Here is a 22,124-nt window from a genome sequence, read left to right on the forward strand (position 1 = left end):
CCCCTGCGCGCAGTCGCCGGCGCGCGGGGGTGACGGTTCGGTCAGGCAGCGTGCACGGTGAACGGCGCGGTGATCACTGTTCCGTCGGCGAGCCGGAACTGGGCCCACAGCCGGTACGTCCCCGTGGTGGGGAACTCCGCGTGCACGTCGAGTTCCGGGCCGAAGGTCTGTCCCGGCGTGGCGAAGACCGGTCGCCCGGAGTCGTCGGCCACCTCGGCGTGCTCGTGGGCGAAGGTGGACCCGTCCGCGCGCATGACCACGACGTGGCCGGCGGCGGCGAGGTAGGGCTGCAGATCGTCGAGCGGCCGGCCGGTTGCCGCGTCGCTGACCGTGAAGTGGAGGTCGCTCACGCCGCCTGCCTCCACCTCGCCGTCCAGCTCGACCCGGACGCCGTCGACGACCACCGCGCGTGGTCCCGCCACCAGGCTCACCGACTCGGGAGCGGAACCGGCGACGGTGATGACCTGCCGCTGGTGGACGTCCTCCATCTGCCCCTGCCGCCGGAACTCGGTGTTGACCACGTACGTGCCCGCCGTCACGAAGGTGACGTCCACGGCCAGCTGCCCGGGCTTGCCGGTCGGCTGCGGGTGGACGTGTGTGAACGTGCCGAGGTCCTCCCGGGTGGCGATGAGGTGCATCCACGCCTCGTGGCTGCGGGTCAGGTCCTCGATCGGCTCGCCGGTGGCGGCGTCGACCACGGTGGCGACCAGCCGCGTCGGTTCACCGGGGCGGACCTGTGCGGGCAGGTCCAGCCGCACGTCCACGCCGGCCTCGGCGGCATCGGTCGGTGGCACCTCGGCGGTCATCATCTCGCTCATGGCCGGGCGCATCGGCATGCCGGTGCCCTGCATCCAGGCAAGGGTGCCGTTCATGCCGCGTTCGGCGAAGTCCATCCGGCTGACCGCCGTGAGCCCCGCCCCGAGCGCGAGCGCCACGACGGCGACACCGGTCAGGTAGGCGTACTGGCCGATGCGGGCGCGCAGCGGCGGCCGCAGGATCTCCTGGACGGTCGCCGGCCGCTGGAACCGGCGCAGCCGCAAGGCGTTGGTCAGCACGCTGACCGAGCTCATCGCCATGGCGGCGCTTGCCAGCACCGGGTCCAGCAGCAGGCCGTCCCACCAGTAGAGGGCACCGGCGGCGACCGGGATGAGCAGCAGGTTGTAGCCGAACGCCCAAGCGAGGCCCTGCTTCATGGTCGCGACCGTGCGCCGGGACAGGGCGATCGCCGAGACGATGCCGCGCAGGTCACCGCCGACGAGGGTGATGTCGGAGGCGGCGATGGCGACGTCGGCGCCGGTGCCGATGGCGATGCCGACGTCGGCGGCCGACAGGGCCGCGGCGTCGTTGATGCCGTCGCCGGCCATCGCCACCACGTGCCCCTGCTCTTGGAGCCCGCGGACCTTGGCCGCCTTGTCGGCGGGCAGCACCTCGGCGAGCACGTCCTCGATGCCGACCTGGTCGGCGATGGCCCGCGCGGTCGCGGTGTTGTCCCCGGTGAGCATCCACACCTGCAGCCCCAGCGCCCGCAGCTGGGCCACCGCCTCGGCGGACTCGGGCTTCACCGTGTCGGCAACGGCGATGCTCGCGGCCGGCTGCCCGTCGATGGCGACGAACATCGCGGTCTGCCCGTCCGTGGCCGCAGCGGCGGCGGCATCGGCCAGCGCGGAGACGTCCACGCCGCGTGCACGCATCAGTGCCTGGTTGCCGGCGAGCACGTGCCTCCCTCCGACGACGGCTTCGATGCCGTGACCCGGGACGGCGTCGAACGAGCCGAGCGCGGGAAGGTGCAGGCCGCGGGCGGCAGCGGCGGCGACGATCGCCTCGGCGACGGGGTGCTCGCTGCCGGTCTCCGCCCCGGCGACGAGGGCCAGCACGTCGTCCTCGGCCCAGCCGCCCGCCGTGGTCACCGAGGTGAGGGCCGGCCGTCCGCTGGTGAGGGTGCCGGTCTTGTCCAGGACGACGGCGGTGACCCGGCGGGCGGTCTCCAGCGCGTCGCCGTTGCCGACCAGGATGCCCAGCTCCGCGGCGCGGCCGGTGCCGACCATGACTGCGGTCGGGGTGGCCAGGCCCAGCGCGCACGGGCAGGCGATGATCAGCACCGCGATCGCCGTGCTGGTGGCCATGGTCAGCCGGCCGGTGTCCGGGCCGAACAGCGCCCAGGCGGCGAAGGTGGCCACGCCGAGCAGCAGGACGATCGGGACGAACCATGCGGAGACGCGGTCGGCGAGCCGCTGCATCGGCACCTTGGCACCCTGGGCGTCCTCGACCAGGCGGACGATCTGCGCCAGGGCGGTGTCCTCCCCCACCGCGGTGGCCCGCAGCACCACCGTGCCGGTCCGGTTGAGCGTGGCGCCGATGACCGTGTCGCCGACCGTCTTGTCCACCGGGAGGCTCTCGCCGGTCAGCATGCTCTCGTCCACGGCCGTCGCCCCGTCGGTGACGACGCCGTCCACCGGCACCTTCTCGCCCGGCCGCACCCGCACCAGGTCGCCGACGACGACCCGCTCGACCGGCACGTCCACCTCCGCGCCGTCGCGCAGGACCCGCGCCGTCTTCGGGGCCAGCCCGACGAGCGCGGTGATCGCCGCGGCGGTGCGCTTCTTCGCGCGGGCCTCCATCCACCGGCCGGCCAGGACCAGGGCGAGGATCACCAGCGAGGTCTCGAAGTACACGTGCAGCGGCAGGCCCCAGCTCTCAGCGGCGGCCGGCCACAAGGTGACGAAGGCGCTGTATCCGTAGGCGACGCCGGTACCTAGCGCGACCAGGGTGTTCATGTTCGTCGACCCGTGCTTGGCCGCGGTCCACGCCGCGGCATAGATCTCCCGGCCGGCCCAGGCCTGCACGACGGTGGCCACGACGAGGATGGCCGGCATCAGCCAGTCCATCGTGTCCAGGTACAGCGGCACGTACATCAGGGCCATCAGCCCCAGGCCCACGGCGAGGGTGAACTGCCACTTCCACTTCAGCGCGGTCACCTGGGCTTCGCCCTCGTGGTCCGCGGGCGCCGCGGCGGGATCGGTGCCGACGCCCTGGGAGTCAGGCTGGGCCTCGCGGTGCGGCGTGGCGGTGTAACCGGCACGCGCCACCGCCGCGGTCAGCTCCTCGACGCCCACCCGGGCCGCGTCGAACCGGACGGTGGCGACCTCGGTCGCCAGGTTCACCTCCGCGGTCGCGACGCCGTCGACCCGGCGCAGCGCCTTCTCCACCCGGCCGACGCACGAGGCGCAGGTCATGCCGCCGATGTCGAGGGTGCAGCCGGCGGTCGGCTCGGTCGCCGTCGCGGCGGCCGGAGGGACGGTGGTCGTCATGGCAACTCCTGGGCGGGACAGGTTGATGAGGCGGAGTCGATGCTCGGGGGCGACCCAGGGGGTCGGACCGGCGATTTCGCCGGGTTGCCGGCTCCAGGTCGTTCAGCGGCCGGCGGCCTGTGAAGGGAGGGGCGCGGCGGGAACCCGCGGAGCGACCTCAAGCGCGCTGCGTCCTGCCGCCCGCTGCACCGGGGCGGCCGGACCGCTGCCGAGCAGGACGCCGGCGACGACGACCGCACCGCACACCAGCTCGACGGCGAACGTGGGCTCGCCCAGCACGAGCCAGGACGAGGCCATGCCGGCCACCGGCACCAGCATCGAGTAAGGGGCGACCACGCTCGACGGGTAGCGGCTCATGAGCCAGGTCCACACGCCCGATCCGCCGATCGTGGCGACCAGCACGGTGTAGGCGAGGCCGGCCACGGCCAGGGCGCCCTGCCCGGTGCCCAGCGAGGCCACCGACGCCGAGATGCGGGCCGGGCCTTCGAGGGTCAGTGAGGCGACGAGCATGGGCAGCGGTGGAACCACCGTCATCCACAGCGTGAGCCGGAACGGCTCGGTGGCCCGCGCCTGGCGGCTGCACAGGTTGCCCAGGGCCCAGCCGAGCCCGCCGCAGACCGTCAGCAGGAGCGGCAGCAGCATCGCCCCACCGCCCATCTCGGCCCGGTGGACGGCGATCCCCGCCAGGCCGGCTGCCGCCGTGGCGACGCCGAGCGCCTGGCGGCCGCTCAGCCGCTCGCGCAGCAGCACGCCGGCCAGCACCACGGTGAAGGGAGCCGACGACTGCAGCACCAGCGAGGCGAGACCCGAGGGCATCCCGGAGGCCATGGCGAGGTACAGGAAGAGGAACTGCAGCACGCCGAATCCGGCGCCGTACCCGAGGATCCACCGCCACGGCACGGTCGGCCGCCGGACCAGCAGCACGGTCGGAACCGCGAGCAGCGCGAATCGCAGGGCGACCAGGAAGAACGGCGGGAAATGGGCCAGCGAGAGGTGGATCGCGGGGAAGTTCAGTCCCCACGAGACGGCGACGGCGACGGCGAGGAGCCGGTGACGCTGCTGCATGGGAACTCCTCCACCACGGGGCAGGGGGTGCTCGGTCGGACTCAGATGCTCCGCGGTGACGAGCGCCGTCGAACCGGTGGTTTCGCCGGGCTCGGCTCTGCGCCCGCTGATGCCGGCCGTGGCTGCGGGTCAGACAACGCCGGGACGCACCGCGGCGGCGGCCTCCGCGTACGCGGTCGGCGGCCAGGCGGCGAGCAGCTTGTGCCGCAGGCCGGCGCCCAGGCGGCGGTAGAACCGCTGCGCGTCGGCGTTGTCGACTTCCATGCTCCAGCGGATGAGCAGCTGCTCCGGTTCCGCCAGTTCGGCGAGGGTGGCCATGAGCTGCCGGCCGACGCCGGCGTCGCGGTGCCCGGGGCGGACGTAGAGGTCGTCGAGGTTCACGACGTCGCCACCGGTCCACAGGTGCAGCTGCCGGACGGCGGAGACGTAGCCCACCGGCCCGCCGCTGCGTTCGGCCAGCAGCACGATGACCTCGGGCCGGGCCAGCAGGCGGCGCCACTGCTCCTCCTGGACGTGGACGTGGGCCGCTCGGTCCTCGTGCGCGGCGATCTCGGCGACCATGACGGCGACGTCCGCGGCATCGGCCGGCGTCGCTCGGCGGATCGTGACGGCCGCGTGGTGGTCGGGGGGCGCCGTGGGGCGGGGGGTGGTGGATCGGTCGGTCATCGGAACTCCTGGTGGACGGTGGTGCACGGGCGGTCAGTGGGTGGCGATGGCGGTGAGGACGTCGAGCCGGGCAGCCCGGCGGGCGGGCAACAGGCCGGCGGCGAGGCCGGCGAGCACGGCGATCGCGACGACGACCAGGAGCTGGCCGACGGGGATCCGGATCGTCAGCAGCTCGTCGTTGCTGAGGCCGGCAAGAGTTGCCACGGCCAGCCCGAGCCCGACGGCGACACCCGCGAGGACGGCCGCCACGGCCACGAGGGCGGCCTCGGCGCGGATCATCGACCGCAGCTGCCGGCGCGTCATGCCGACCGCCCTCAGCAACCCGATCTCCCGGGTCCGCTCCACGATGGACAGGGCCAGGGTGTTGGTGATCCCGAGCAAGGCGATGACCACGGCGAAGCCGAGCAGGAGGGTGATCAGCCCGAGCGCCTGGTCGACGGTGGCGGCCCGCGCGGCGACCGCCTGGGTCTGGTCGAGGATCTCCGCGTTCGGGAAGTCGCTGACGGCGGTCTCCAGTGCCGTCCGTCCGGCCTCCGCGTCGACGCCGTCGGCGAGCGCGACGAACACGCTGGCGTCCACGTCCTCGTTGAAGTGCTGGGCGTACGTGGTCAGCGACAGGATGTAGCCGCTGCTGAGCGCCTGGGCGGAAGCGTCGGCCATGACGCCGACGACCCGGACCTGCTGCTCCCCGTGGCGCGGGAAGGTCATCGCCAGCTTGTCGCCAACTCCCAGACCCCGTTCGGTCGCGACGTCCTCGGCGAGGACGACGCCTCCCTCCTCGAGGGCCCCGAGGTCGCCGGCCGTCATCTCGACGTCGGCGACCTGCGGCAGGGTCGCCGGCTCGACCGCGGTCAGGGCGCTGGTCGTGCCGCCGTCCAGCCAGTGCCCGTAGCGGATCGAGGAGGTCGCGCCCACCTCCGGCAGGTCGGCGACGCGGACCGCGACCTCCGGGGACAGCCCGCCGAGCATCTCGTCGCCGGCGCTCCGGATCAGCAGGTCGGCCGTGAGGGCCTCCTGCTGGCCGGCGCTGATGGCCTTCACCGACCCGCCGAGCACCGAGACGAAGCTGATCAGGGCCAGGCCGAGGGCCAGGGCCGTCACGGTGGCGGCCGTCCGGCGCGGGTTGCGGACCGTGGACTCGCGCGCGAGGCGGCCGGGGACACCGAGGCGGTCCAGCGGGCGGCCGACGGCGTTGGCCAGCCGCGGTGCCAGCACCGGGCCCAGCACGACCAGGCCGAGGAGGAGCAGCACCGCGCCGAGCGCGACGCCGGCGATGTCCCGCAGGACGGCGGCGGCGCCCAGCTGCGCGACACCGAGGGCGAGCAGCACCCACCCGGTGACCAACCGGCGCCGGCGAGGCCGCGGCCGTGCCGGCTCGGAGAGCCGCATGGCCTCGACCGGGGCGACGCGGGCGGCGCGGCGGGCCGGCCCGAGCGCGGCCAGGAGCGTCACGAGGGCGCCGGCGACCAGAGCGACGAGGACCGTGCGGGAGGTGACGGTCAGCGGGCCGTCGGGGAGCGCCAGGCCGGCGCCTTGCGCGAGGCCGCGGAGCCCGTAGGCGGCGCCGATGCCGGCCGCGGTGCCGCCGGCCGCGCCGGTGATCCCGATGAGGAGGGCCTCGGCGAGCACCGAGGCGAACACCTGCCGACCGGTGGCCCCGGCGGCACGCAGCAGGGCCAGCTCCCGGCTGCGCTGGCTGAGCACGATGCCGAAGGTGTTGGCGATCAGGAGCGCGCCGACCAGGAGCCCGGCGGCGGCGAGCGCGAGGAGCACGACGCGGAGGTAGCTGATGCTCTCCTTCGCCGCCTCGGCGCTCGCCTCGGCGGCGTCCTGGCCGCTGGTGACCGCGTACTCCTCCCCCAGGGCCTGGGCCAGGTCGCTCCGGAGCTCGGCGACGGCGACATCCGGGGCGGCGATGACGTCGACCGACGTCACCCCCGTGCCCAGGCCGAGCAGGGCCTGGGCGGTGCCCAGGTCGACCAGCACCACGGCGCTGTTGGACAGCCCGTCGTCCACGCCCACGCCGGTCAACCCGACGACCTCCAGCCGGCGGCTGGCCGCGGCGGAGACGGTGACGGTGTCACCGATGGCGATGTCGTGCGCGGCGGCGGTGGCGGCGTCCAGGACCACCTCGTCGCCGCCGTCCGGCGCGCGGCCGGTGCGCAGATCGTAGGCGGTGAACGGGGCTTCCGCCCACGTCCCCAGGATCGTCGGGCCGTTCGGTCGCACCGGTTCCCCGCGGACCTGCAGCTGCCCGGGACCGGAGGCGACCGCTCGTGCCTGCCCGACACCGGGGGTGCCTGCGACACGCTCGGCGAGGTCGGCCGGCAACGGGTCCCGCTCCACTTCCACGCCCATCGCGCTGCCGAACGCGGCCACGCCGCGGACGGTGAGGTCCACGCCGGCGGCGGCGGTGCGGAACTGCGCGTCGAGCAGCCGGCTGCTGGTGTCGGTGAGCACGAGGCTGCCGGCGACGAAGGCGACGCCCAGGGCGACGGCGAGCCAGGTCAGGGTCAGGCGGGAGCGGTGCGCGACCGCGTTCTTGACGGCGAGGCGCCACATCGCAGATCACGCTCCAATCGGTGAGGTAGGAGCGTCGAGGAGCGCCATGCGTGCCAGGACGGTCTCGGGCGTGGGGGCGGAGAGCTCGTCGACGATGCGGCCGTCGGTGAGGAAGACGACCCGGTCGGCGTAGGAGGCAGCGACGGGGTCGTGGGTGACCATGACGATCGTCTGGCCCAGGGAGCGGGTGGCGTCCCGAAGGAAGGCGAGCAGTGCGGCGCCGTGCCGGGAGTCGAGGTTGCCGGTCGGCTCGTCGGCGAAGACCAGGTCGGGCCGGGCGATCAGCGCCCGGCCGACGGCGACGCGCTGCTGCTGGCCCCCGGAGAGCTCCGCCGGTCGATGGTCGAGCCGGTTGCCCAGGCCCAGCATCTGCACGAGCTCGGCCAGCCATGCCGGGTCGGGCCGCTTGCCCGCCAGGGTGAGCGGCAGGGCGATGTTCTCCGCGGCCGTCAGGGAGGGGATGAGGTTGAACGCCTGGAACACGAAGCCGAGCCGTTCCCGGCGCAGCAGGGTCCGCTCCCGCTCGGACAGCGCGGTGAGGTCGGTGTCCCCGATGAGGACCTGGCCGGAGTCGATGGTGTCGAGCCCGGCGAGGGCGTGCACCAGCGTCGACTTGCCCGAGCCGCTGGGCCCCATGATCGCGGTGAGTCGGCCGGCGTCGATCGTGACGTCGGCGCCGTCGAGGGCGCGGACGGCGGCTTCCCCTTGGCCGTAGGTCTTGACGACGTCGCGGGCTTGCGCCGCGACGGTGAGGGATGTGCTCTCAGGTGGGGCGACGGTGGTCATGGCGGTCTCTCTCTCGCGGATGGCGGGGTCAGGTCTGGTCGGTGGTCGGTCGGCGGAGATGTGCGGTGCGGCCCGCGGGCGGGACAGCGCGCGATCGCCGGGTGTCCGCGGGGCGCGGGCCCTCCGGTCAGGTGCGCGCCCGGTGGAGGGGGCGCCTCCACCGGCGGGGCGGCTGCAGGCAACGGGCCAGCCGGGCGCGCTCGGCGTCGTCGATCAGCTCCTGGTGACGGGCACGGGCGAGGTGGTCGTGGGTGGCGAAGGACATGGCGGTCTCCTGCGACGGGAGGTGGGAGGGGAACGGTCACGCCGGGAGGCGGGTGGTGAGGCGTAGGGCGGCGGGAGCCGGGCGGGGCTCCCGCGGCCGGAGGGGCGGTCAGGACCGGAGGGTGTAGCCGGCCTCGTCGACCGCGGCGGCGATGTCGGCGCGGTCCACGGGGCGGTCGGCGGTGACGGTGACGGTGCCGCTGGCCACGTCGACGGTGACGGACTCGACACCCTCGATGGCGGCGATCTCCTCGGTGACCGCGCGCTGGCAGTGCGCGCAGGTCATGCCGGTGACGGTGAAGGTGGTCGAGCCGATGAAGGTGCGGGGGGTGCCGGACAGCATGGGAACTCCTCGGGAGGTGGGTGGTGCGATCGGTCGGTGGGAAGAGTCGCCGCGGACCGGCGCCCTTCTCACCGGGCATTTCGCCGGGTTCGTCAGGGGGGATGGCCGGCAGCGGCTCAGTGGCCGTGGCCTCCGTGCCCGTGACCGCTGGCGCCGGCCGTCGGCTTGCCGGCGGGGACGGCGAGCAGGGCCAGCACGAACAGGGCGGCGAGGACGCCGGCGGTGGCGGTGAAGGCGCGGCCGTAGCCGTCGATGAGACCCGCTTGTGTGGCGAGGTCACCGGCGATGGCGGTGAGCGCCGCGACGCCCAGGGCGGCGCCGATCTCGTGGCCGGTCATCATCAGCCCGGACGCGAGCCCGGACTTCTCGGCCGGCACGTCGCTCATGGCGGCCACGGCGATGGCGACGAACATCGGTCCGACGCCGGCGCCGACCAGCAGGAACCCGGGCAGCACGTCGGCGGCGTAGGACGTGCCGCCGGCGCCTGCCGCCAGGACCAGCACCCCCGCGGCCATGACGACCAGGCCGACGAGGATGAGCGTGCGGGCGCCGAGGCGGGAGATGACCCTCGACGCGACGGTGGCGGCCACGGTGATCGCGGCGGCCAGCGGCAGGAACTGCAGCCCGGCGATGACCGGGGACGCGCCGATGACGTCCTGCAGGTACAGCGAGGACAGGAAGATGGCACCGACCACGACGCCGGTGATGCCGGCCATGACCGCCGAGGCGGAGATCAGCGACCGGATCCACCAGGTCGACGGCGGCACCAGCGGGTCGGCGGCGCGGCGCTCTACCCGCGCGAACGCGGTCAGCAGGACGGCGGCGAAGGCCAGGGCGAGCCAGGTCCGGGGTGCGGTCCACCCGGCCGAGCGGGTGGCCTCGATGCCGAAGACCAGGGCCAGCAGCCCGGTGACCAGGGTGAGCGCGCCCGGCACGTCCAGCTGCCGCAGCCCGCCGGGCTGCGCACCGCCGCGGGCCACTGTCCGCAGCGTGCCGAGGACCACCGCGGCACCGATCGGCACGTTGATGAAGAACACCGCGCGCCAGCCCAGGGTGCTGGTCAGCGCGCCGCCGAACAGCACGCCGGCGGCGATGCCCAGGCTGCCGACGGTCCCCCACACGGCGAGCGCGGTCTGCCGCTGCCGGCCTGCGTAGGCGGTCATGATGATCGACAGCGCAGCCGGGGTGAGCAGCGCGGCACCGGCGCCCTGCGCGGCTCGCGCCAGGATCAGCGTGAGCGGGGTCTGGGCCAGGCCGCTCACCAGCGAGGCGGCGGTGAACACGCCGACGCCGGCGAGAAACGCCCGCTGTCGGTTCAGCAGGTCGGCGATCCGCCCGCCCAGCAGCAACAAGCCACCGGACAGCAGCACGTAGGCGCTGACCGTCCACTGGTAGTCGGCGGCGGACAGCTGCAGGGCGTCGCTGATGCTGGGTAGGGCGACGTTCACCACCGACACGTCCAGGATCACCATGAACTGGGCGGCGATCATCAGCGCGAACACCGTCCACGGCCGGCGCGGCTCGTCCGCGGACGGTGACGGGTGGCCGGGTGCGGTCTGTGCGGTGTGATCGGGCGCGTGCTGCGGCTGGTGCCGGGCGGTGAGCGCCGCCGGTTCGGCGCTGGGATGGGCCGACATGGCTGCTCCTCGAGGTGGGGGCTGTTGGGTCTGGTCCCACGCTCGCCATCGCCGAGCTCGCCCACGCCGGTGATTTCGCCAGGTTCTCGATCCGGGGCCTGGCCCGCTCAGATCGGTACGGTCCCGGTCGTGCTTGTCGGACGGGATGACGAACGTGCGGCGATCGCCGCCCTGCTCGACGCCGCCCGCGCCGGAGCCGGCGGGTCGCTGGTGCTCCGTGGCGTGGCCGGGTCGGGGAAGTCGTCGTTGTTGGCGGAGGCGGTCACGACCGCCTCCGGCATGCGGGTGCTGCGCACGTCGGGAGTGGAGTCGGAGTCCCCGCTGGCGTTCGCCGCGCTGCAGCGACTGCTGTGGCCGGAGCGTGGCCGGATCGAGAGCCTGCCGGCACCGCAGGCTGCGGCGCTACGGGCGGCCTTGGGCGAGGCGACCGGTGGTGGTGACGGTGACCGGTTCCTGGCCTTCCTCGGCACGCTGAGCGTGCTTGCCGACGCCGCGGAGGAGACGCCGGTGCTCGCCGTGGTCGACGACGCCCACTGGCTCGATGACGCCTCCGCCGCGGCACTGCTGTTCGCCGCCCGGCGGCTGCACGCCGAACGCGTCGCGCTGCTCTTCGCCGCCCGCGACGGCGAGGCGTACGGCTTCGACGCTCGCGACCTGTCCACCGTGGTTCTCGGCGCCGTCACCGGGACCGACGCCGAGGAACTGCTGGCGGCGCGGGCCGGCGGTGCGGTCGATCCGGCGGTACGGGACCGGCTGGTGGCCGCAACCGGCGGCAACCCGCTCGCCCTCGGCGAGCTCGCCGCCGCCCTGACCGGCGACCAGTTGGCCGGCCGGACGCCGCTCCCGGCGCCGCTGCCGCTGACCGGCGGCGTCGAGCGGGGGTTCCTCGACCGGGTCCGGCATCTGGGTGACCGGGCCCAGCGGTTCCTGCTGCTGGCCGCGGCCGACGACACCGGCCGGCTGACCGTCGTCCGGGACGCCGCCGCTCGTCTCGACCTCGGTGACGACGCCCTGGAGGAGGCCGAGCGGATCGGTCTGGTCCGGGTCGACGGCGACGCTCTGACGCTGTACCACCCGCTGGTCCGCTCGGCGGTGTACCGGGCGGCTACGAGCGCGCAGCGGCGCGCCGCCCACCGGGCGTTGGCCGACGTGCTGTCCGGGGACCCGGACCGACGGGCGTGGCACCTGGCGGCGGCGGCCGACCGGCCGGATCAGGCGGTGGTCGACGCGCTGGATGCGGTCGCCGAGCGGGCCGCGGGTCGCGGCGGGCACGAGGCCGCTGCCGCCGCGTGGGCGCGCGCCGCCGAACTCACCGGTGGGGGCGAGGCCCGGGGCCGGCGGCTGTACCTGGCTGCGTCATCGAGCTGGCTCGGGGCCCACCCGTCCCGGGCGGCAGCGCTGGCGAGCGCGGCCGCGGCCGACGTGACCGAGCCCGCACTGCGCGCGCGGCTGCTCACCTTGCAGGGGCAGATCGAGTGGAACACCCGCTCGGTCGACGACGGCTACGACTACATCGTGCAGGCCGCCCAGGTGGCAGCCGGCGCCGAGGAGGCGCTGGCCCAGCAGCTCGCGATGCTCGCCGCGTCGCTGGCCGCTTTCGGGGCACGGTCCCCGCGGGAGTTCGACCCGGCAGCGCTGGTTCCTCGTCCCGGGAGGGACGCCGCCCCCCACTCGCACGCAGCCTTCGCCCTCCTGCAGGGATTCCGCGCCGTCCGCCGTGAGGACTGGGCCACCGCGACCGACTGCTTCCAGGACGCTTTCACCCTCACCGACGACGTCGTGGTGGACGATCACGTGCTGCAGCCCAACCTCGGCGTCGCGGCGATGCTGATCGACGATGACGAACGTGGCCTGCGGCTGCACCAGCAGCAGCTGACCGCCGCCCGGAGCGCGGGAGCGCTGAGCATGGTGGAGCACGCTCTCACCCGCGGAGCGCTGTTCCAGATCGCCACCGGCGCCTGGTCGCAGGCGGCCGGCGCCGCGAACGAGGCGCTGACGCTGACCGCGAGCACGGGGCATGCAGGGCTGACCGCGCTGCCGGCCGCGGAGCTGGCCGTGCTCGCCGCACTTCGCGGGGACGACGCCGCCGATCAGCACGTGGCGGACGTGTCGGCGATCCGGGACGCGCACCCGGTCGGGCTCACCGGATCCATCGTCGTCGACATGGTGCACTGGGCGCAGGGACTGCGCGCCCGGCAGCCGGCGTCCGCGCTGCACCACCTCGAGCAGATCAGCTCCCCGGCGTACCGCCGCATGGCCGCCCTGGACCGGCTGGAGGCCGCGGTCCGCGCGGGACGGGAGGATCTCGCACGCACCTGGCTGGCCGAGCTGGAGGCGTTCGCGGCCGGCACGCGCGCCCCGGCCGCGGTCGCCGCCGTGGAGCACGGCCGCGCCCTGCTCGCCGGCGACGGCGACGCCGAGCAGCACTTCCACCGCGCCCTGACCGCCCATGCGGCGTCACTGCGGGTACCCGATCGGGCGCGCACCGAGCTGGCCCTCGGTGAGTACCTGCGCCGCGCGCGACGCCGGGTGGACGCCCGCGCGCACCTGCGGGCGGCGCTGGCGCTGTTCGAGGAGCTGGGCGCGGCGCCGTGGGCCGAACGGGCCGCGCAGGAGCTGCGCGCCTCCGGGGAGACCGCCCGCCGCCGCGACGTCACCACGTCCACCGACCTGACCGCCCAGGAGCGCCAGGTCGCCGCACTCGTGCGGCAGGGGCTGTCCAACCGGGACGTCGCCGCGCGGCTGTTCGTGTCCCCGCGCACCGTCGACTTCCACCTGCGCAACGTGTTCAGCAAGCTCGGCGTGGCCTCCCGCGCCGAGCTCACCGCGCTCGCGCTCGAGCTCTGATCGGTCGGCTGCCGCGACCCGCCCCGGCAGCCGACCTGGCGGTTCTCCCGGCGTGACGTCGGCAACCCGCTCCTAGCGTCCGAGCGACACCACAGCCCGGACGCCAGGAGCTCCCGATGACCAGCACCGTCGTCACCCACATGCCGGAAGCGGCCGCCGCCTCGGGTTCTCGCCGGCGCGGCGGACTGCGCACCACGCTCGCCCGCCGTTGGCCCACCGGCATCGGCGTCGCGGCGGTCGCCGCCAGCCTCTCCGCCCTGGCGCCGCTGCCCGACCAGGTGCACGCCTGGATCAGCGCCTGGTGCGTGCTGCTCGCCGCGGTGATCTACCTGACCTGGGGCACCGCCCGCGGCGACCTGGCCGATCGGCGGCTGCTGACCGCCCAGACCGCCGCGGTGCTCGGCTTCGGCGCGGTGGCGATGGCTGCGGTCGCCGTCGACCCGGCCACCGCGCGCTACGTGCTGGCCGCCGGCTGGCTGGCCCACGCCGCCTGGGACGTCGCCCATCACCGCCTCGGCCGGGTGGTGCCCCGCTGGTACGCCGAGACCTGCCTGGCCGCCGACCTCGTGATCGCCACCGCCCTGCTCACCGTCGGCCTCGTCTGACCGCCGACACCCCTCCGCCCCTCCTCACCACGCCGGGAGATCCCATGCCCACGTCACTGCCCTGCCCCGCCGGTCAGCGCCAGCTCCTGGATGTACTCGTCATCGGCGCCGGTCAGGCCGGCCTCGCCCTCGGCCACCACCTCGCCGCCCGTGGAGCGGGCTTCCTGTTGGTCGACGCCGGCCCGGAGATCGGCTCCTCGTGGCGCTCCCGCTGGGACTCGCTGCGGCTGTTCAGCCCCGCCCAGTACGACTCGCTGCCCGGAATGCCGTTCCCCGCCCCGGCCGACACCCACCCGAGCAAGGACGACGTCGCCGACTACCTCGCCGCCTACGCCGCCCGCTTCGCGCTTCCCGTGCGGCTCAACTCCCCGGTGTTGCGCCTGCATCGTGCCGCCGGCGGGGACTTCGCGGCCACCACCCCGACCGGGACGCTGCGCGCGAAGCAGGTCGTCGTCGCCACCGGCCCCTTCCAGACGCCGCACATCCCCGGTCTCGCCGACGGGCTGGACCCGCAGGTGCCGCAGCTGCACAGCGCCGGGTACCGCAACCCCGCCCAGCTGCCCGGCGCCGGCCGGGTCCTGGTCGTGGGTGCCGCCAACTCCGGCCTGCAGATCGCCGCCGAGCTCGCCACGACCCAGCCGGTCACCGTCGCGGTCGGCACCCGGCCGACCGAGCTGCCTCAGCGCGTCGCCGGCCGTGACCTGTTCTTCTGGCTGACCCGTTCCGGGTTCTTCACCGTGCCCAGCCACACCCGCATCGCCCGCCGGCTGCGTGCCCGCGGCGACCTGGTCATCGGCACCCGCAGCCGCGACCTGCGCCGCCGCGGGATCGACTTCCGGCCCCGGCTGGCCGGTCTGGACGGTCGCACCGCCCACTTCGCCGACGGGAGCGCGGTCGACGTCGACGCGGTCGTCTGGGCCACCGGCTACCGGCCCGACCACTCGTGGCTGCACGTTCCCGGCGTCGTCGTCGACGGGCAGGTGCGCCACACCGCCGGGGTGACCGACGTGCCCGGGCTGTACTTCCTCGGCCTGCCGTGGCAGACCTGCCGCGGCTCGGCCCTGCTGGGATTCGTCGGGGCCGACGCCGCCGCCCTCTCCGAGCGCATGGCCACCGACGCCACCCGGCCGGTGCGCTCCGAGCCGTCGATCCAGGCAGTTTCCCCGGCGTGAAGCCCCTGCCGCGCCCCTAGCGTCACCCGCAGCACCCCCGTCCGTCCCACCGCCGGCCCACCGAAGAGAAGCCGATGCCCACCGCGATCCTGCTCCCGCCGACCGTGCCCGCCAGGCCCGCGCCGGGCAGCCACCATGCCGGGGTGGTCCAGTTCCTCACCGGCTGGGCCACCACGCTGCTGCCGCTGCTCGTCGCCGTGACCGGTCTCGAGCTCGGCTGGTCGCTGCTGGGCGGGACCACCTGGCTGGTCGCCGGTGCCGGTGTCGTCGGGTGGGCGCTGTTCGCGGCCGGCTGGCTGTTGCACCGCGACTGGCATGCCGGTGCCGTGGTCGCCGCACTCGGCGCACCGGTGGCCGTGCTGGCAGGGCCGGCCGCGCTCGGCTGGCTCGCCCCAGCCGGGGCGGTGCTCTGGGGGCCGGTGAGCGCCGTGCTGACGGTCGCGCTGGCAATGGCCGCACAACCGCTGACCCCGAACGTCCCGCCCTCCGCCGAGCCCCCGGCTCGCGGCTGACCACCCCGACCCGCCCGGCCTCCCGAGGAGCATCCGATGACCGTCTCGCACCCTCCCCGTCACACCGTCGGGCTGCTCGCCGGGCTGCTGGCCGCCGCCGCCGGGGAGATCACCGCCACCGCCACCCGCCGCGGTCGTTCACCGTCGTCCGGCCTGGCCCGCGGCCTGGTCGACGCTGCACCGGCGATGCTCGTCGACGGCGGCGTCGCCCTCGTCGGCCGGGCGGACAAGCCCGGCCTGGCCGTGCTCGCGGCCGGCACGAGCGGCCTGGCCGCGGCGGCCGGCACCACCCTGGCCGGCCGACGGCCGCTGCTCGGCGCCGCCGTCGCCGCCGCCCCGCACGCCCTCGGCGGATACCTCGCAATCCGCCGCGGCGACGCCTCCGCCCGGGATACCGCCGCCGCGGCGGCCGCCGGCATGCTCACCGCCGCGACCGCGATCGCTCCGCTGCCCGTGCGTCCGCCGGTGGTGGCCACCGACGGGCGGGCCCGCCGCCGCGCCGCTGCCGTGCTGCGCGACCAGGTGCGGCTACCCGCGCCCGCCCGGCCGCTGCCGCCGGTCCCCGCTGCCGACACCGCAGCACACCGTGGCGTCGCCCCTCTGCTGGCCGAACCCGGAGACCTGGTCGTCATCGACGTGACGGTGCCCGAGCCGCGCACCGACGTCGGCGCCTGGCGGCTCGACGTGGACGGAGAGGCGGAGCGACCGCTGTCGCTCACTCTTCCCGAGGTGCTGGCCCTGCCGCTGGAGGAGCGCGACCTGCTGATGGTCTGCGTGCACAACCCGGTCGGCGGCACCCGGATGGGCTGCGCCCGCTGGACCGGCATCAGCCTGGCCGACCTGCTCGAACGGGCCGGCGTGATTGACGACGACGGATGGCTCGTCGCGGAGGCCGTCGACGGCTACACCAACGTGCTGCCGCTGGACGTGGCCCGCCGGCACGGCTTCCTCGCGGTCGGCATGGCCGGACAGCCGCTGCCCCGCGAGCACGGCAGCCCCGCCCGGCTGCTCGTCTCCGGCCGGCACGGCCAGGACGGCAGCATCAAGTGGCTCCGACGCCTCACCGTCAGCGCCACCCCGCCGCTCTCCTACTGGGGCTCCCGCGGCTGGGCCGACGGCACCTACCCGGTCCACCCCGCGTCCCGCATCGACGCACCCGGCTCACACGGGCGCGTCGCGCCCGGCCAGGTCACCCTTCGCGGCTACGCCTGGGCACCCCCCGTCGGCGTGGACCGCGTACAGGTGCAGGTCGACGGCGGCCCGTGGACCGACGCCGCCCTCGGCGTCGACCTCGGTCCGGACGCCTGGCGGCCCTGGACGGCCACCTGGGCCGCAACCCCGGGCCGACACCAGCTGAGGGTCCGCTGCCGCACGACCAGCGGTGGATGGCAGGAGGAGGGCATCGCCACGCCGTTTCCGAACGGCGTGCGCGGCATCCACACGGTGACCGTGCAGGTCGGCGGCCACGCCGCCGGAGCCGCGCTGCGCCGGCTCACCGCCGAGTGCATCACCCGTGCGACCTGGGCGACGCGCAGCGTCGCCGCATGGCGTCAGCGCGGATCCAGCGGGTCGACCGTCGGCCAGGCCGCAGGCGCGACCGACTGATCCCGGTCAGCACCGCCACGCCACACGGCTCTCGGCTACGCCCCTGGTCCTCCGCAGGGGGACCTCGCTCCACCATGGGGGAAGGCATCGCCATGAGCGCCGCTCGACGACATCCCCGGGAGTCAGCATCGAGCCAGTCACCACCGTAGAGTTCGTCGCTGCACGGCGACATCGGCCTCCCGCTGCCCGCGTTCACCCGTGCCGATCTAGCGTGCGGCGAAGATGGATCAGAGATTCCGTCCGCCAACGGGCGCTACCGCTTCATTGATGCACGTACTGGTCAGGGGACGATCCGGTGCAAGGGGAATCCGCCGGGCCGGACAAGGCCCTCCGGGATGACGATCCCGGTGTCGTCCGACCGGCGCGCTACGTTCCGACCATGCCCACGAAGCCGCGCACACCGCGCTCCTCCCCCACCCCGGAGGCAGCAGGTGGGACGGCTCCCACTTGCCGGTGTCCAACTCCCCCCTCGGACACCGAGTTGAACCCCCACGGTATTCGTGCCCGTGGGGTTCTCCTTTTTCCCATGGCTGCACGGCGGCCAGCGTTGCGAGGCGGGGCTCTGCTGGGGTCCCCCGCGGGGACCGCGGATTCGGAACCCTTCCACGGCGGCGCAACGCACGAGCCACCGCCCCTCCCACCGTTACCGGTGGATGGTCCGTGTCACACGTCCAACGCCGTCCAGAATGCCGCCCGGACGCCGCCGGCTCCCCAGGCGTTCGGCTCGATGAGGCGGCTGAACCACAGGTCCCGCTCCCCCGGTCGCGCCTCGGTCCGCGCAGGATCACCGGCCCGAAGCCCGTGACCATGGAAGATCCCCCCGATGTCGGCCACCGCAGCACCGTGCCGCCCGGCGACGCCGCGCAGCGCCTGGTTGAGCTGGTCGATCACCGCGACCGCATCCGGCCACGGCGGCAGCCCCAGCCTGACGGCGTCCCCCGTGCCGTCGCTCGGGTCGTAGACGGTCCCGACGGCGATCCGACCGCCGGGCGCCACGAGACTGGTGAGTTGGGACAGCGCTCCGTCGACGGCCGCCTCCACGCGCGCGATGACCTGCTGAGCGCCGGCGCTGTCCCCGTACACCGACAGCAGGTCGTTGCCCCCGATCGTGAGGGTGACCACCGTGGGTCGGTCCGGCAACGCCCCGAGGCGAGGGAGCTGCACGTGCAGCAGGGTCCGGGTGGTCGCGCCATCCGTGGCCAACAGCAGGAAGCCGGTCTCGGGGTCGACCGTGAGGAGGTCGCGGCCGCGCCAGTCGGGGAAGTCGTCGTCGCGGTTGCGGAAGAGGAGGCTGGCCCCTCCCCGACCGGGGCCGCCCGCGTAGTCGTCGATGGAGATCGAGTCGCCGAGGGCGACGTAGAACGGGCGCGAAGCATCGGACATGGGGCCATCCTGCTCGTGATCTCCGGGCGCCACCGCCTGCCGGGCGGCTGTCGTGCGGCGCCGGAGTCCCGGCTCCCACGTGATCCCTCGGGCCGCGGACCGACCGCAGTCACCCGCCGGAGGCAATGGCGCTCGCCGGACTCACCGTTGCGGGGCTTGTCCGGAGCACCGCGGCCCCTCAGGCGTCATTTCCGGTAGCTCCGCGAGTACGGGCACGGGCTCCGCCCCGGACGCTTCCGAGGGTCTTCGGCGGCGTGACGGGCCGAAGTCCAGCCTCGCTCACGCGCTGACCAACCGTCATGGACTCCCGATGCGGTGCGCTTCTCCCGGGAGCCGACGTGCCGCGTCGTCTGTCCACTGTCGGCCGTGCCAGATCCGCGCGACTTGCCCATCGGAAGCGGGCCAGCGGTTAGGGGTGGGTCATGCCGCAGCCAGTGTTGAAGCCGATACGGGACCAGGTTGTCGTCGTGATGGGCGCATCGAGCGGGATCGGTCGCGCCACCGCCGCCCGGTTCGCCGCGAACGGGGCGAAGGTCGTCGTTGCCGCCCGAGGAGAGGCCGGCTTGCGGTCGCTCGTCGAACAGGTCCGGGCCCACGGCGGAGACGCTGTGGCCCAGATGGCCGATGTGACCGACCCCGCCCAGATGCGACGTGGCCCAGCGCGCGGTGACCGAGTACGGCGGACTTGACACCTGGGTGCACGCCGCCGGGGTCCTGCTGGTCGCCCCGTTCGACGAGACGACACCGGAGGAGTTCCAGCGCGTCATCGACGTGAACCTCATGGGCCAGGTTCACGGCGCCATGGCCGCTCCCCCGCACCTGAAGGGGAAGAGCGGAGCCCTCATCCACATCTCCTCGATCGGGGCCAAGCGGGGCGCGCCGCTGCAGACCGCCTACAGCCCGTCCAAGCACGGCATCGACGGATTCGCCGAAACGCTGCGGATGGAGGTGCAGCGGGCGGACCTGCCGATCAGCGTCGGCCGCAGGGGCGCGGGTAGCGCGGCGGATCCCCCTGGCCGGGGAGGTCGAGCGTCAACACCTCGTACCGGCGGGCCAGCGTCGGCAGCACCGTGCCGAACTCGCCGATGAGACTGGCGAGGCCCGGAAGGAGCACCAGGGTCGATCCGGTCCCGTCCCGATGCGCGTTGACCCTCGGAAGCTGCATCGTCCGGTCCGCCCGGCGCATTGAACCCGATTCGCCACAGGTGGCCGCGGCCACGTTGGGCGGGGCCGGATGTGCGTCTGCCGCTCCCCGGTTGTGCTTACCTGCTCTCGACGTCCTCGTTCGGTCGTCGACGCCTCCCGGTCAGCAGCCGCTGCGCTGCCTCGGGTGGAGGCGCTGGTGCCCAGGGTGGCGAAGACGCCCTCGGCGAGGCCGTCGTCAAGCAGTCGTCGAGGCCGCCCGCGCCACCGACATGGCGAAGGGCCCCCGAGTGGCACGTTGCGCAGCAGAGTCGGCCTGGACGCCGGTGGACCGAGCGTCCGGGCCACCGCGCACTGCGGTACGGCAACTGCCACCATCACGTCATGGGTCACGGCCACGCCGTCCAGGACGAACTCCGCGAACCGGCCCGCGCGCTGCGTCGCGCGATCCCCGGGGTCTATGACGGATACCGCCAGCTGCATGCCGCCGCATACGCCGCCGGCGCACTGGATGAGAAGACGAAGGAACTGATCGCGCTCGCCATCGCGGTCAGCAAGGAGTGCGACGGGTGCATCGCGTCGCACGCTCGTGGGGCCGTCCGCACCGGCGCCTCCGAGTCTGAGGTTGCCGAAGCCCTAGGCGTCGCCATCGCGATGAACGGCGGACCTGGCACCGTGTACGGCCCGCGCGCATTTGCGGCCTTCCGAGAGTTCGCGGAAGAAGCAGACCACGAGCAGGGGTGACCCGAGGTCATCTCGTCAGGGCGGGAAGCGTGTGCGTATGTAGCGTCTCGCCCCTCGGACACCGAGTTGAACCCCACGGTCGTCGGACCGGTGGGGTTCTCCTGCTTTCGACGTCGGCACGTCCCCTCGATGCCTGGAGGAACCACATCGACCTGCAGGCCCGCACCTCTCCGAGCCGCCCAGGCAACCGAGTCGTGAGGCATCTCCGCGAGTCAACGGAGCCTGGAGCAGTCCCCGCGGTCCGAACTTCGGGCCTCCCGACCCTCCACGGCTCCTTGGCAGGGGCGGTGGCCATTGTCGTGGAGCGCCCACGGCCGGTCACCTCACGCCGCTGCTCCTGAGGGTTGCCGGTGAACCCGCGCGCACGGAGGTGGTGAAGGACGTCTTTCCTCGGGGGTTCAGACCCGAGCGGCCCGTCTGCCCGACATGGCCGGCCAGACCGTCGTAGCCGCACGCGCATGCAGCGGGTCGCCCTCGGACGCGAATCGCCGGCTCACGCCAGTGCGAAGGCGACCTCGGACGAACCGACGACGAGATCCTGGAGGGCGTCCACGAACACCACCCGGACATCTGCATGTCCCTCCGTCACCTACCGGCCGAGTCAGGCCAACCACCGCCGTCCGGGCGAACAGCGGGCGCGGCCGCCACTACTCGGCGATCGTCCGCCTCGTCCACCCCGTCGTCGTCCGAGAAGTGCTGAGCCGGGCCGACCCCACACTCACGGCGAGGGCGGCGGCGGTGTGACGTAGGGCAGCAGAATGGCGTCCACGACGTGTTCGATCAGGTGGGGGGTGACCGGGTCGCCCGTCACGAGGAAGCGGTGCCAGAGCACGGCTTGACCGAGTTCGCGCGCGATGTCGAACTGGACGTCGGAGCGCACCTCCCCGCGCGCGATTCCTCGCTGGAGCGTCTCGGCCATGGCCTTCTTCCGCCAACCGATCACTCCCTCGCGAAACGCCTCGGCGAGCTCGGGATCATGTGGCATGGCGCCGACGATGGCCGGGCCGATGACCCCCACGGGGCTTGCGAAGAAGTCGGCCCAGCCGTGCAGGATGGCCAACATGTCACCGCGGTAGCTGCCGGTGTCCGTGTGCGGGATGGCCGACATCGCCAGCGGGACGAGGGTGTCGCGCAGCAGGGCTGCCCGGCCGTCCCAGCGCCGGTAGAGAACCGACTTGCTGGTTCCCGCCCTGGCGGCGACCGACTCCATGGTGACGCCGCCGACACCCTGATCGATGACGATGTCGAGCACGGAGGCCTTGATCGCCGCCTCGAGGACCTCTCCCCGACGCCGCCTGACAGCGGGCGGTGTCGCCTCGCCCGCGGCCCTGCCGAGCGGTGCGCTCACCATGGCATCCAGCGTACAAGAAACGGTTGCGTTCCCTCGCGCACAGGGCCACTCTGCCGCCCATACGACACGGGAACGTATCTACGGAGGGGTCATGGCTCACATGTGTCGCACTGGCCGGACCGGTGCTTCGA

The 22,124-nt window shown here is 74.2% G+C and carries 16 protein-coding genes and 1 pseudogene; 7 read left to right on the forward strand and 10 right to left on the reverse strand.

Annotated elements, in window-relative coordinates; all coding sequences use genetic code 11:
* Positions 1 to 41: 41 nt before the first annotated feature.
* From ACI792_RS05665 to ACI792_RS05700, 8 genes are all read right to left on the reverse strand, one after another.
* A complete protein-coding gene (locus tag ACI792_RS05665; protein ID WP_456601723.1) occupies positions 42 to 3,308 on the reverse strand; it encodes a heavy metal translocating P-type ATPase in 3,267 nt (1,088 codons plus the stop codon).
* Between the two features lie 102 nt (positions 3,309 to 3,410).
* Positions 3,411 to 4,373: an EamA family transporter gene (locus ACI792_RS05670; RefSeq protein ID WP_456601724.1), complete on the reverse strand. Its 963-nt coding sequence runs from the start codon at positions 4,371 to 4,373 to the stop codon at positions 3,411 to 3,413.
* A 129-nt stretch (positions 4,374 to 4,502) separates the two neighbouring features.
* Positions 4,503 to 5,039: an N-acetyltransferase family protein gene (locus tag ACI792_RS05675; RefSeq protein WP_456601725.1), complete on the reverse strand. Its 537-nt coding sequence runs from the start codon at positions 5,037 to 5,039 to the stop codon at positions 4,503 to 4,505.
* Positions 5,040 to 5,072: 33 nt separating this feature from the next.
* Positions 5,073 to 7,601, reverse strand: a complete 2,529-nt coding sequence (locus tag ACI792_RS05680; protein WP_456601726.1) for an FtsX-like permease family protein — start codon at positions 7,599 to 7,601, stop codon at positions 5,073 to 5,075.
* Between the two features lie 6 nt (positions 7,602 to 7,607).
* Positions 7,608 to 8,387 carry an ABC transporter ATP-binding protein gene (locus tag ACI792_RS05685; protein ID WP_456601727.1) on the reverse strand — a complete coding sequence of 260 codons (780 nt, stop codon included), beginning with the start codon at positions 8,385 to 8,387 and terminating at the stop codon, positions 7,608 to 7,610.
* A gap of 127 nt (positions 8,388 to 8,514) precedes the next feature.
* Positions 8,515 to 8,652 (reverse strand): hypothetical protein, encoded by a 138-nt coding sequence (locus tag ACI792_RS05690; protein WP_456601728.1) that lies wholly within the window; start codon positions 8,650 to 8,652, stop codon positions 8,515 to 8,517.
* 108 nt (positions 8,653 to 8,760) lie between these two features.
* A complete protein-coding gene (locus tag ACI792_RS05695; RefSeq protein WP_456601729.1) occupies positions 8,761 to 8,994 on the reverse strand; it encodes a heavy-metal-associated domain-containing protein in 234 nt (77 codons plus the stop codon).
* A 116-nt stretch (positions 8,995 to 9,110) separates the two neighbouring features.
* Complete coding sequence (locus tag ACI792_RS05700) at positions 9,111 to 10,631, reverse strand: MFS transporter (protein ID WP_456601730.1); 1,521 nt, start codon at positions 10,629 to 10,631, stop codon at positions 9,111 to 9,113.
* A 129-nt stretch (positions 10,632 to 10,760) separates the two neighbouring features.
* Between ACI792_RS05700 and ACI792_RS05705 the strand changes: the two genes are divergently transcribed.
* The 5 genes from ACI792_RS05705 (at position 10,761) to ACI792_RS05725 (ending at position 17,372) form a co-directional block, all read left to right on the forward strand.
* Positions 10,761 to 13,478 (forward strand): AAA family ATPase, encoded by a 2,718-nt coding sequence (locus ACI792_RS05705; RefSeq protein WP_456601731.1) that lies wholly within the window; start codon positions 10,761 to 10,763, stop codon positions 13,476 to 13,478.
* A 116-nt stretch (positions 13,479 to 13,594) separates the two neighbouring features.
* Positions 13,595 to 14,083 (forward strand): hypothetical protein, encoded by a 489-nt coding sequence (locus ACI792_RS05710; RefSeq protein ID WP_456601732.1) that lies wholly within the window; start codon positions 13,595 to 13,597, stop codon positions 14,081 to 14,083.
* A 44-nt stretch (positions 14,084 to 14,127) separates the two neighbouring features.
* Positions 14,128 to 15,255, forward strand: a complete 1,128-nt coding sequence (locus ACI792_RS05715; RefSeq protein WP_456601733.1) for a flavin-containing monooxygenase — start codon at positions 14,128 to 14,130, stop codon at positions 15,253 to 15,255.
* A 74-nt stretch (positions 15,256 to 15,329) separates the two neighbouring features.
* Positions 15,330 to 15,767: a hypothetical protein gene (locus ACI792_RS05720; protein WP_456601734.1), complete on the forward strand. Its 438-nt coding sequence runs from the start codon at positions 15,330 to 15,332 to the stop codon at positions 15,765 to 15,767.
* A 36-nt stretch (positions 15,768 to 15,803) separates the two neighbouring features.
* The gene (locus tag ACI792_RS05725; RefSeq protein WP_456601735.1) at positions 15,804 to 17,372 is read left to right on the forward strand and encodes a molybdopterin-dependent oxidoreductase; all 1,569 of its coding nucleotides are present in this window, start codon (positions 15,804 to 15,806) and stop codon (positions 17,370 to 17,372) included.
* 663 nt (positions 17,373 to 18,035) lie between these two features.
* On the opposite strand, the gene ACI792_RS05730 is transcribed toward ACI792_RS05725, so the two are convergent.
* Positions 18,036 to 18,755, reverse strand: a complete 720-nt coding sequence (locus ACI792_RS05730) for an SGNH/GDSL hydrolase family protein (protein ID WP_456601736.1) — start codon at positions 18,753 to 18,755, stop codon at positions 18,036 to 18,038.
* A gap of 470 nt (positions 18,756 to 19,225) precedes the next feature.
* Here ACI792_RS05730 and ACI792_RS05735 point away from each other — a divergent pair.
* Positions 19,226 to 19,844 (forward strand): annotated as a pseudogene (locus ACI792_RS05735) (SDR family NAD(P)-dependent oxidoreductase).
* A gap of 438 nt (positions 19,845 to 20,282) precedes the next feature.
* On the forward strand, positions 20,283 to 20,642 hold the full coding sequence (locus tag ACI792_RS05740; RefSeq protein WP_456601737.1) for a carboxymuconolactone decarboxylase family protein: 360 nt from the start codon (positions 20,283 to 20,285) through the stop codon (positions 20,640 to 20,642).
* Positions 20,643 to 21,360: 718 nt separating this feature from the next.
* Here ACI792_RS05740 and ACI792_RS05745 read toward each other — a convergent pair.
* Positions 21,361 to 21,993, reverse strand: coding sequence for a TetR/AcrR family transcriptional regulator (locus ACI792_RS05745; protein ID WP_456601738.1), 633 nt, complete (start codon positions 21,991 to 21,993; stop codon positions 21,361 to 21,363).
* Positions 21,994 to 22,124 lie beyond the last annotated feature (131 nt).

This window comes from Blastococcus sp. SYSU DS0669, from assembly GCF_054050895.1.

Bases quoted from the DNA above. Each gene is read 5' to 3' on its own strand.
- ACI792_RS05680 (WP_456601726.1), bottom strand. From the start codon at position 7,601: ATGTGGCGCCTCGCCGTCAAGAACGCGGTCGCGCACCGCTCCCGCCTG.
- ACI792_RS05725 (WP_456601735.1), top strand. From the start codon at position 15,804: ATGACCGTCTCGCACCCTCCCCGTCACACCGTCGGGCTGCTCGCCGGG.
- ACI792_RS05695 (WP_456601729.1), bottom strand. From the start codon at position 8,994: ATGCTGTCCGGCACCCCCCGCACCTTCATCGGCTCGACCACCTTCACC.
- ACI792_RS05745 (WP_456601738.1), bottom strand. From the start codon at position 21,993: ATGGTGAGCGCACCGCTCGGCAGGGCCGCGGGCGAGGCGACACCGCCC.
- ACI792_RS05700 (WP_456601730.1), bottom strand. From the start codon at position 10,631: ATGTCGGCCCATCCCAGCGCCGAACCGGCGGCGCTCACCGCCCGGCAC.
- ACI792_RS05720 (WP_456601734.1), top strand. From the start codon at position 15,330: ATGCCCACCGCGATCCTGCTCCCGCCGACCGTGCCCGCCAGGCCCGCG.
- ACI792_RS05715 (WP_456601733.1), top strand. From the start codon at position 14,128: ATGCCCACGTCACTGCCCTGCCCCGCCGGTCAGCGCCAGCTCCTGGAT.
- ACI792_RS05730 (WP_456601736.1), bottom strand. From the start codon at position 18,755: ATGTCCGATGCTTCGCGCCCGTTCTACGTCGCCCTCGGCGACTCGATC.
- ACI792_RS05685 (WP_456601727.1), bottom strand. From the start codon at position 8,387: ATGACCACCGTCGCCCCACCTGAGAGCACATCCCTCACCGTCGCGGCG.
- ACI792_RS05670 (WP_456601724.1), bottom strand. From the start codon at position 4,373: ATGCAGCAGCGTCACCGGCTCCTCGCCGTCGCCGTCGCCGTCTCGTGG.
- ACI792_RS05710 (WP_456601732.1), top strand. From the start codon at position 13,595: ATGACCAGCACCGTCGTCACCCACATGCCGGAAGCGGCCGCCGCCTCG.
- ACI792_RS05665 (WP_456601723.1), bottom strand. From the start codon at position 3,308: ATGACGACCACCGTCCCTCCGGCCGCCGCGACGGCGACCGAGCCGACC.
- ACI792_RS05675 (WP_456601725.1), bottom strand. From the start codon at position 5,039: ATGACCGACCGATCCACCACCCCCCGCCCCACGGCGCCCCCCGACCAC.
- ACI792_RS05690 (WP_456601728.1), bottom strand. From the start codon at position 8,652: ATGTCCTTCGCCACCCACGACCACCTCGCCCGTGCCCGTCACCAGGAG.
- ACI792_RS05740 (WP_456601737.1), top strand. From the start codon at position 20,283: ATGGGTCACGGCCACGCCGTCCAGGACGAACTCCGCGAACCGGCCCGC.